This window comes from Thiobacillus sp. 65-1402 (genome assembly GCF_001897685.1).
GTDB lineage: Bacteria > Pseudomonadota > Gammaproteobacteria > Burkholderiales > Thiobacillaceae > Thiobacillus.
On the sequence record NZ_MKUG01000002.1, the window covers coordinates 26,463 to 36,154 of the forward strand.

Consider the following 9,692-nt stretch of genomic DNA (forward strand, 5'->3'; position numbering starts at 1 on the left):
TGACGCACGGTTGACGCAGCGCCCACGCGCGCTGCGCTATATCTCGCGGAGTTGCCGAAATCCGTGAGTTCCCGCATGTCGCTTCCCGCCCCCTCCGCCCTGCCGGCCTGGCTCCGGCCCTTCACCTCCTTCCTCGGCTGGTGGCCGCGCGTCAACCGCGACACCACGCGCGCAGACCTGATGGCCGGCCTCACCGGCGCGCTGGTCGCGCTGCCGCAGGGCGTGGCCTTCGCCACCATCGCCGGCATGCCGCCCGAATACGGCCTCTACGCCGGCATGATCCCGGCCATCATCGCCGCGCTGTTCGGCTCCAGCTGGCATCTGGTGTCGGGTCCCACCACGGCGGCGTCGATCGTGCTGTTCTCGGTGCTGTCGCCGCACGCCGAACCGGGCAGCGCCCACTACGTGAGCCTGGCGCTGACGCTGACCTTCATGGTCGGCCTGATCCAGATCGTGATGGGCCTGGCCAAGCTCGGCACACTGGTGAATTTCATTTCGCATTCGGTGGTGACCGGATTCACCGCCGGTGCCGCCATCCTCATCGCCACCAACCAGGTGAAGCACTTCACCGGACTGGCGATTCCGCGCGGGTCGTCGTTCGCGGACACCTGGACGCACGTGTTCACGCGCGCCGACGAAATCGAACTCGCGATCGTGGCGACCGGGCTCTTCACGCTGCTGCTCGGCATCGCGGTCAAGCGCTGGCTGCCGAAGCTGCCCTACATGATCGTCGCCATGCTCGGCGGCGCGCTGTTCGGCAACGTGCTCGGCATGAAGCTGGGCATCGCACTTCCCACCGTGGGCGCGCTGCCCGCCAGCCTGCCGCCGCTGTCGGCGCCGAATTTCGACGCCGGCAGCGTGCGCGCCGTCGCCTCCGGCGTGATCGCGGTGACGCTCCTGGCCCTGACCGAGGCGGTGTCGATCGCGCGCGCGCTCGCCGCGCGCTCAGGCCAGCACGTCGACGGCAACCAGGAGTTCGTCGGCCAGGGGCTGTCCAACCTCGCCGGCGCGTTCTTCTCCGGCTACGTCGCCACCGGTTCGTTCAACCGCAGCGGGGTCAACTACGCGGCGGGTGCAAAAACGCCGCTTGCCGCGATGCTCGCGGGCGTGTTCCTGCTGGTGCTGGTGCTGTTCGTCGCGCCCTGGGCACAGTACCTGCCGAACACGGCGATGGCCGGTATCCTCTTCCTGGTGGCGTGGGGGCTGATCGATTTCGACGAGATCGTCCATACCCTCAAGAGCAGCCGCCAGGAGTCCGCGATCATGGCGGCCACCTTCGCCGCCACGCTGTTCCTCACGCTGGAAGAGGCCATCATCATCGGCGTTCTGCTGTCGCTCGCGATCTATCTGTCGCGCACTTCGAAGCCTGGCGTGCGGGTGCGCGTTCCGAATCCGCACAGCGCCAAGCGCAAATTCATGGATGCCGGCCATATTGCGCAGTGTCCTCAACTCAGATTCGTGCGCATCGATGGCTCGCTGTTCTTCGGCGCCACCTCGCACATTCGCGAGGCGCTGGCGGCGCAGGACCAGGCCGCACCGGGGCAGAAACACGTGGCGGTCGTCGCCCACGGCATCAACTTCATCGACCTCGCGGGTGCCCATTATCTGGCCGAGGAGGCCGAACGCCGGCGCGGTCTGGGAGGTGGGCTCTACTTCATCCGCACCAAGGACACGGTGCAGGAACAGCTGGCCGAAAGCGGGGCGCTGAAGGCCATCGGCGGAGGCAACCTGTTCGACTCCAAGACCGAGGCGATCGCCGCAATCACCCCACGGCTCGACCCCGAAGTGTGCCGCAGCTGCCGGGCGCGAATTTTCCGCGAATGCCAGGGCCAGGATGTGCCACAATCAGAACTACCCGACGTGATGATGCAGGTGTCCCATGCCTGAATTTCGCCCCTACCGACGGATCCTTGCCCTGATTCGCTTCGACGCCATGGACGGCGCGACGGCGGAGAAGGCGCTGATGCTCGCGCGCCTGAACCAGGCTCAACTCGATTTCCTGCACCTCATCGAACCCGACGGCACGCTCGACGGCGGCTATCCGGGCAGCACCCGGCAGGCAACGGCGTTGGACCTCGAGCGGGCCTCGCTGCGCCGACTGGATTTCCTGGCCGCGCGGCTGGGCGCTGGCGAGGCCCGCTGCCACGCGATCTACGGACCCTTGCGGCAGGGCTTCCGGCAGTATGTGCGCGACGCGCAGCCTGACCTCATCGTCACCGGGGAGCAGACGGCCTATCTGGATGGCCCGCACGACGTGCTGGTGCTGTCGGGTGCGCACCGGTCGCAGGGCGGACGCTTGCTGGCGATGCTGATGAGTCTGCTCGGCTTGCGGCAGCGGGCGCGTGTGCGTCCGCTGATGCGCTGAGGTTCAGCGCGCCGGGCTTTCGGGGCCGTTTCGCCGCCGCGCCTGCAGATCCAGCACGCTGGCGGGCGTATCCGGCCGCTGCCGGCCGGCGAGCAGCTGCAGTGCCTGATGGAATTCGCCGGGCAGGCGCTTCATGGTCTCGGCCGCCTGCGGCAGGTAATGCACCACTTCGAACGGCACCCGCCCGTCCAGCGAACTGCGCGCCTGCGGGCGGAAATGCTGCCACGCCAATTCGACCCAGGCGCGGTTCTGGCTGTCGACGAAAATGAACTCCTCCGCATCCAGCACCGCCATGTACTGCATGCTGCGGATCGGCACGAACAGGCAGGTGCCCGCACGCGCCAGCAGGGTGTGCGCAAGATTGTAGGTGGCAGCGGGAAGATAGTCCGGCAGCCGCACGATTTCCTTCTCACGATAGAAACGTTCTTCCATGGCGTAACGGTAGCGTCATTCGCAGCTCGAGGTAAGTACTCTCTATAACGGAGCGGAAAGCCCGGCCATTGAGGCAAAATAGGCGGCATTGCTTTTCGCGCCGTAACCGCCATGACCGACCTGCACGCCGCCCATGCACCGGGCCACATTTTCGACACCCATCTCGAGCACTTCGACCGCGACGTCATCGAGGCTTCGCACGTGCAGCCGGTCCTGGTCGATTTCTGGGCCGACTGGTGCCCGCCGTGCCGCGCGCTGACTCCTGTGCTGGAGCGCGTCATTGCGCAGCATGCCGGCAGGCTCCACATGGCCAAGGTCGAGGTCGACGAAGGCGCCAACATGAAGCTTGCCGGCCGTTACGGCCTGCGCGGCTTTCCCACCGTGCTGCTGTTCGTCAAGGGCGAAATCGTCGGGCGCTTTTCCAGCGCCAGGCCGGAACACTGGGTGCGCGAGTTCATCGCCGAGCACACCGATATTGAATAAGGTCGTTCTCGACACCAACGTCGTACTCGACCTCCTCTTCTTCGACGACGCGGCCGCGCGACCTCTGCGGCTGGCGCTGGAAGACGGCCGCATGCGCTGCGTGGTGTCGGATGCCACCTTCGACGAATGGCGGCGCGTGCTGGGGTATCCGGAGTTTGGCCTGGATGCGGCGCGGCAGGCGGCGCTGCTGGCGCGTTACCGGGCGCTGTCGGCGATGGCGGATGACGCCGGCGCAGCCACCTGGCTGCCCCCGGAGGCTACGGTCCACTGCGGGATGACGCCCGCGTGGAACCGCATGCCGCGCTGCAGCGACCCCGACGATCAGAAGTTCATCGAACTGGCGGCGATGGCCGGGGCGCAGGGACTGGTCAGCAAGGACCGCGCGCTGCTCAGGCTGCGCCGCCGCTGCGCGCCGCATTTTCGGGTCATGAGCCCGGTCGAGGCGGTGCGCTGGCTGGGCGCGATGCCTGCCTGAACAGCGCGGGCTTCAATCCGCGTCCCGCGGCTGGAACCTGCGCCGCGCCGCCTCGCTCACCGCCAGCACCGCCGGGTGGCTCAGCCGCCGCTCCACCGAAATGGCGAAAAAGCGTTCGCGGATTTCCAGCGTCTGCCCCAGCTCGATCACCTCGTACTGCCGCATCACCTCCGGCGCCGTGCTCAGCGGCACCGGGAACACCCCCGCGCCCGCCTGGCCGAAAGCGCTCATCAATGCGCTGTCGTCGAACTCGCCGACGACGCTGGGCTGGATGCCGCGACGTTCCAGCCAGCGCAGCAGCGGCGCGCGCAGCGCGCTGTCCTCGCCGGGAATCAGCAGCGGCGCGCCGTGCAGATTGGCCGGGAAGTCCGGTCCCAGCGCGCCGGCAATCGCGCGCGCGGCCAGAAAGGCGATGCCGCATTCGCCGAGAGGGTGGCTGTAGCCCTTGATGTCCATGCTCGACGGCAGCTGCCGGTCGGCCAGCACCATGTCGAGGCGGTGGATCGACAGTTCGGCGGCCAGCTGTTCCAGCCGCCCCTCCTTGCACACCAGCTTGACCGGTTCGGCCAGGGTGAGCGCGGGGGCCAGCAACTGGTAGGCAATCGCCTTCGGCACGACGTCGGCGATGCCGACGCGGAAAGGGTGGGCGCGCGCGGCGCTGCGGTTTTGCAGGGCCTCTTCGAGTTCGGCGCCGACGTGGAAGATTTCATCGGCGTAGGCCAGGGCGGTGCGTCCGGCGTCGGTCAGTTCGAGCCGGCGCCCGCTGCGGCGGAACAATGCCACGCCCAGGCGCTGCTCGAGTACACCGATCTGGCCGGACAGGGTCTGCGGCGTCAAGTGCAGCTTCTCGGCGGCGCGGTTGATGGCTCCGGTTTTTGCGACGGTGCGGAAGTAGTGCAGATGCTTGTAATTGAGCATGGCGCCGAATCTGTTCGTTAAAATCGAACAATAGCAGTAGAAAAATCGAATTTTATTGTTCGTATTCTGTCTATATTCTGTCGTGTGCCCGAGAAAATGCGGGGTTGCCGCGCCGATGCCGGCAACCCGTGCGCGGCTGGGCTTAACTGGAGAACACCATGAAGCGTATCGTTTTATTCCTGGCCACCAACCTGGCCATCGTGCTGGTGCTGTCGTTCACCATGCGTATCCTGGGCGTCGAGCCCTATCTCACCGCGAATGGGCTGAACCTTGGCTCGCTGCTGATCTTCGCCGCCGTGATGGGCTTTGGCGGCTCGCTCATTTCGCTCGCCATTTCGAAGTGGATGGCGAAGAAATCGATGGGCGTGCGGGTGATCGAGACACCGTCGAATTCGACCGAATTCTGGCTGCTCGAAACCGTGAAGAAATACGCCGCGGATGCCGGGATCGGCATGCCCGAAGTCGGGATTTTCGATTCGCCCGAAGTCAATGCCTTCGCCACCGGCATGAACAAGAACAGCGCGTTGGTCGCCGTGTCCGCGGGGCTGCTGAATACCATGACGCGGCCGGAAGCCGAGGCGGTGATCGGTCACGAAGTCGCCCACATCGCCAACGGCGACATGGTGACGCTGGCGCTGATCCAGGGGGTGGTCAACACTTTCGTGATGTTCCTCTCGCGCGTGATCGGCCATACCGTCGACCGCGTGGTGTTCAAGAACGAGGAAGGCCACGGCCCGGCGTTCTTCGTCACCATGATCGTGGCGGAACTGGTGCTCGGCATCCTCGCATCGATCATCGTCATGTGGTTCTCGCGCCAGCGCGAGTTCCGTGCCGACCGCGGCGGCGCCTCGCTTGCCGGCAAGGGCGCGATGATCGCCGCGCTGGAGCGCCTGGCGAGCCTGCATCCGCATCCGTTGCCCGACAAGATGGCGGCCTTCGGCATCGCCGGCGGCGGCGCGGCGGGCCTCAAGCGCCTGTTCATGACGCACCCGCCGTTGGAAGAGCGGATCGCCGCGCTGCGCGCGATCCAGGGCTGAGGCCAGCAGAAGTCGCATGGACGCTGTCAGCACCACCCTGAGCATCGGCGAACCGTGGATGTGGGGGGCGTTCGTCGGCTTCGTGCTGGCGATGCTGGCCGTCGACCTGTTCCTGGCCGGCGGCAACAAGGCGCACAAGGTCGGCTTCAAGGAAGCGGCGGCGTGGTCCTTCGTCTGGTTCACGCTGGCGATGCTGTTCAACCTCGGGCTGTGGTGGTATCTGAAGGGGAGCTACGGCAGCGAGGTGGCCGACGTCAAGGCGATGGAGTTCCTGACCGGCTACCTGATCGAGAAATCGCTCGCGGTCGACAACATCTTCGTCTTTCTGATGATCTTCAGCTTCTTCGCCGTGCCGGCGGAGTTCCAGCGGCGCGTGCTGATCTACGGTGTGATCGGCGCGATCGTCATGCGTGCCGCCATGATCCTTGCTGGTGCCTGGCTGGTGAAGGAATTCCACTGGATCCTGTATCTGTTCGGCGCCTTCCTCGCCATCACCGGCATCAAGATGCTGATGTTCGCCGAGGCCGAGCCGGATCTGGCGAAGAACCCTCTGCTCAAGTGGGTCAAGCGCCATGTCCGGATGACCCCGGACTTCCGCGGCGAGAAGTTCTGGGTCGTCGAGAACGGCGTGCGCGTGTTCACGCCCCTGTTCCTGGTGCTGATCATGATCGAGATCTCCGACCTGATTTTCGCGGTCGACTCGATTCCTGCGATCTTCGCCATCACCACCGACCCCTTCATCGTGTTCACCTCGAACATCTTTGCCATTCTCGGCCTGCGCGCGATGTACTTCATGCTGGCCGGCATGGCCGATCGTTTCCACCTGCTGAAATACGGCCTGGCCATCGTGTTGTTGTTCGTGGGAACGAAAATGCTGATCGCCGACTTTTACAAAATCCCGGTAGGCTTGTCGCTCGGCATCGTCGGCTTCATCATCGCCGGCTTCATGTTTGCCAGCCTGTGGACGACGCGGAAACGCGCCGCGCCGGACTGAAGCCGGCGGCCTGCCGGACGCGGCGGGCCGGCAGGCCGCCGCGTGCCAGCAACTGGACCCAGCCGGAGGGCATAGATGCCGATCAAAACCGATTCCCCGCTCGCTCGCCGCATTGCGGCATTCATTTTCCTGTTCTTCATTTTCGGGCTCACCTTCTGGGTACTGTCGCCGTTTTTCGCCTCGCTGGCGTGGGCGGGGATTCTCGCGTACGTCACCTGGCCGCTCCATCAGCGCTTGTGCCGCCACCTGCCGGGGCGCGCCAATCTGGCGGCGCTGCTGATGACGCTGGGCGTCGCCGCGACCCTGTTGCTGCCGCTGCTGTGGGTGATGTTCACCGTGGTGGTGGACGTGGCGGCGGCTTCGGCGACCCTCAAGCAACTCGCCATCCACGGCCTGCCGCCGCTGCCTGCGGGCGTGCGCGCCTGGCCGGGCGGAGAATGGATCGCGGCGCAGTATCAGCGCGTGCAGGCCGACCCGGCGTGGGTGCGCGCGCAGGTCGACGCGCTGGGGCTGACCGATGCCGCACAGCTGAAAGCCCTGGCAGGCGGCGTCGGGCGCAACGCGGCGAAATTCGGCCTGGCGGTGTTTGCGCTGTTCTTTCTGTATCGCCACGGCGACAGCGTGCTGACCCAGTTCCGCCGGGTGGCCACGCGCTGGCTGGGCGCGGCGGCGCGCGGCTACATCCAGGCGGTGGGGGTGACCGTGCGCGCCGTGGTGTTCGGTATCGTGCTCACCGCGCTGGCACAGGGGGTGCTTGCCGGGCTGGGCTACTGGGTCGCCGGAATCGACGCGCCCGCACTGTGGGGGGCGATCACCGCGCTGGTATCGCTGATTCCTTTCGTCGGCCCGGTGGTGTGGATCGGCCTGTCGCTGGGCCTGCTGGTGCACGGCGAAACCCAGGCAGCGCTGGGCCTGTTCCTGTGGGGGGCGCTGGTGGTGAGCTGGGTCGACAACCTGATTCGTCCGCTCGTCATCAGCGGGCCGACGCGGATTCCGTTCCTGCTGGTGTTTCTCGGCGTGCTCGGCGGCATCAACGCGTTCGGCCTGATCGGCCTGTTCCTGGGGCCGGTGCTGCTCGCGGTGTCGGTGGCCATCTGGCGCGAATGGCTGGTGCATGCGCGTTCGGTCTGAGGCCGGTGGTATCCTTGCCACATCCCGACCGCATACCGCCATGAACCCCGCCAAAGACCGTCTTCTCTCGCGCTGGGCGCTCAGCCTGCTGGGCGTTCTCGAAGCCATCGGCCTCGTCGTCATCACGCTCGCCACGCTGGCCGCCGGCGTGTTCGAAGTGAAGACCATGGCCGCTGCCGGCACGGTGACGCTGGCCGATCTGCTGCTGCTTTTCCTGTACCTGGAAATCCTCGCCATGGTGGGGGTGTACTTCCGTTCCGGCCAGTTGCCGGTGCGTTTCCCCATCTACATCGCCATCGTGGCACTGGCGCGCTATGTGGTGCTCGACATGAAAAGCCTCGACGTCTGGCGCATGCTCGGCGTGACCGCCTCGCTGCTGTTGCTGGCCTGTGCGGTGCTGGTGATTCGTTACGGTCACACCCGCTTCCCTTACGAAGACAATCCGAAAGGCGATATCCAGCCCTGAGGGGCGCGAATGTCGCCGTCATTAATTTTTCCCCGCTGATGGAACTCTCTCCGCCGCTGTTGCAACTCGCCACCCAGGCGCTCGACCTGGTGCTGGATTTCAAACGTCCGGCCGACGCCGTGTTGTCCGCCTTTTTCCGTGAGCACAGGAAGCTCGGCGCGCGCGACCGCGCGTTCGTGGCGGAAGCCGTGTTCGGCGTGCTGCGGCGCTACCGCTATCTGTCGGTGGTGGTGCCGGCGGCCAATCCGCGCACGCTGATCGTCGCCTGGCTGATCAAGGCGCGCGGCATGAGCGGCGCGACGCTGGAAAAGTTCGCCAAGCCCGAACTCATCGACCACATCCGCAATGCCAGGACGGCCGAATTGCCGCTGGCGGTGGCCGCCGAGCTGCCCGACTGGGTGGTCGAAGCGCTGCAGCCGGCGATGAGCGACGCCGACATCCTGGCGCTCGGCCGCGCCCTGCAGCAGCCGGCGCCGCTCGACGTGCGGGTCAACGCGCACAAGGCCAGCCGCGACGCGGTGCTGGCGCAGTTGCAGGCGGAAGGCCTGGCGGTCGAGGCGACGCCGTATTCACCGTGGGGCCTCCGCTTCAAGGATCATCCGGCGATCAACCGCCATCCGCTGTTTCTCGACGGCAGCTTGGAAGTGCAGGACGAGGGCAGCCAGCTGCTGGCCCTGCTGCTCGGCGCGCGGCGCGGCGAGATGGTGTGCGATTTCTGTGCCGGCGCCGGCGGCAAGACGCTCGCCATCGGCGCGATGATGGCGTCGAGCGGGCGGCTGTATGCGTTCGACGTGGCGGAAAAGCGGCTCGCCAACCTGAAGCCGCGGCTGGCGCGCTCGGGGCTGTCCAACGTGATGCCGCAGCTGATCGCCTCGGAGAACGACACCCGGGTGAAGCGGCTGGCGGGCAAGCTCGACCGCGTGCTGGTCGATGCGCCGTGTTCGGGGCTGGGCACGCTGCGGCGCAACCCCGACCTGAAGTTCCGCCAGTCGCCCGAGTCCGTGGCGGAGCTGACGCAGAAGCAGGCATCCATCCTGCGCGCGGCGGCGAAGCTGCTGAAACCCGGCGGCCGCCTGGTCTACGCGACCTGCAGCCTGCTGCCGGCGGAGAACGAAGCCATCGTCGACGGCGCGCTGGCGCAGGGCGGCTTCAGCCTGCTGCCGGTGAACGAACTGCTGGCGCAGAACAAGATCGGCCTCGATACCGGCGCCATGCTGAAACTGTCGCCGGCGGTGCACGGGACGGATGGCTTTTTCGCCGCCGTGCTGGTCAAGGCAGGCGGCTGACCCGGCATGGCCTTGCAGTTATCAATGCGGCCTTTCCCCACGGCCGGCTCGACGACCTGAGATGTCGGCCGCGCCATTCCATCCCGATGTCCTCGGCACGCTGTG

Annotated in this window: 11 protein-coding genes; 9 read left to right on the top strand and 2 right to left on the bottom strand. The window is 66.5% G+C overall.

The genetic code is table 11. The features are described 5' to 3' along the window. Positions 1-75: 75 nt before the first annotated feature. Positions 76-1,887: a SulP family inorganic anion transporter gene (locus BGO62_RS00605; RefSeq protein ID WP_296638486.1), complete on the top strand. Its 1,812-nt coding sequence runs from the start codon at positions 76-78 to the stop codon at positions 1,885-1,887. Beyond that, positions 1,880-2,365 (top strand): universal stress protein, encoded by a 486-nt coding sequence (locus tag BGO62_RS00610; protein WP_296638488.1) that lies wholly within the window; start codon positions 1,880-1,882, stop codon positions 2,363-2,365. The genes BGO62_RS00605 and BGO62_RS00610 overlap by 8 nt, the downstream gene beginning before the upstream one ends. A gap of 3 nt (positions 2,366-2,368) precedes the next feature. Here the strand turns inward: BGO62_RS00610 and BGO62_RS00615 are convergent, their stop codons facing one another. After that, positions 2,369-2,797 (bottom strand): hypothetical protein, encoded by a 429-nt coding sequence (locus BGO62_RS00615; protein WP_296638494.1) that lies wholly within the window; start codon positions 2,795-2,797, stop codon positions 2,369-2,371. Positions 2,798-2,908: 111 nt separating this feature from the next. Between BGO62_RS00615 and BGO62_RS00620 the strand changes: the two genes are divergently transcribed. Both BGO62_RS00620 and BGO62_RS00625 read left to right on the top strand, forming a co-directional pair. Further along, entirely contained in the window at positions 2,909-3,280 is a 372-nt protein-coding gene (locus BGO62_RS00620; protein ID WP_296638496.1) for a thioredoxin domain-containing protein, read from the top strand. After that, positions 3,273-3,755, top strand: a complete 483-nt coding sequence (locus BGO62_RS00625) for a PIN domain-containing protein (RefSeq protein ID WP_296638499.1) — start codon at positions 3,273-3,275, stop codon at positions 3,753-3,755. The genes BGO62_RS00620 and BGO62_RS00625 overlap by 8 nt, the downstream gene beginning before the upstream one ends. Positions 3,756-3,767: 12 nt before the next feature. On the opposite strand, the gene nhaR is transcribed toward BGO62_RS00625, so the two are convergent. Then, on the bottom strand, positions 3,768-4,673 hold the full coding sequence (nhaR, locus tag BGO62_RS00630; protein WP_296638501.1) for a transcriptional activator NhaR: 906 nt from the start codon (positions 4,671-4,673) through the stop codon (positions 3,768-3,770). A 158-nt stretch (positions 4,674-4,831) separates the two neighbouring features. On the opposite strand from nhaR, the gene htpX reads away from it, so the two are divergent. From htpX to BGO62_RS00655, 5 genes are all read left to right on the top strand, one after another. Beyond that, positions 4,832-5,710 (top strand): protease HtpX, encoded by an 879-nt coding sequence (gene htpX / locus BGO62_RS00635; protein WP_296638503.1) that lies wholly within the window; start codon positions 4,832-4,834, stop codon positions 5,708-5,710. Positions 5,711-5,726: 16 nt separating this feature from the next. Then, the gene (locus BGO62_RS00640; RefSeq protein WP_296638505.1) at positions 5,727-6,704 is read left to right on the top strand and encodes a TerC family protein; all 978 of its coding nucleotides are present in this window, start codon (positions 5,727-5,729) and stop codon (positions 6,702-6,704) included. Positions 6,705-6,779: 75 nt separating this feature from the next. Next, a complete protein-coding gene (locus BGO62_RS00645) occupies positions 6,780-7,835 on the top strand; it encodes an AI-2E family transporter (protein WP_296638507.1) in 1,056 nt (351 codons plus the stop codon). A 40-nt stretch (positions 7,836-7,875) separates the two neighbouring features. After that, positions 7,876-8,301, top strand: a complete 426-nt coding sequence (locus tag BGO62_RS00650) for a phosphate-starvation-inducible PsiE family protein (protein ID WP_296638509.1) — start codon at positions 7,876-7,878, stop codon at positions 8,299-8,301. Positions 8,302-8,339: 38 nt separating this feature from the next. Further along, positions 8,340-9,587, top strand: coding sequence for an RsmB/NOP family class I SAM-dependent RNA methyltransferase (locus tag BGO62_RS00655; RefSeq protein WP_296638511.1), 1,248 nt, complete (start codon positions 8,340-8,342; stop codon positions 9,585-9,587). Positions 9,588-9,692: the final 105 nt, after the last annotated feature.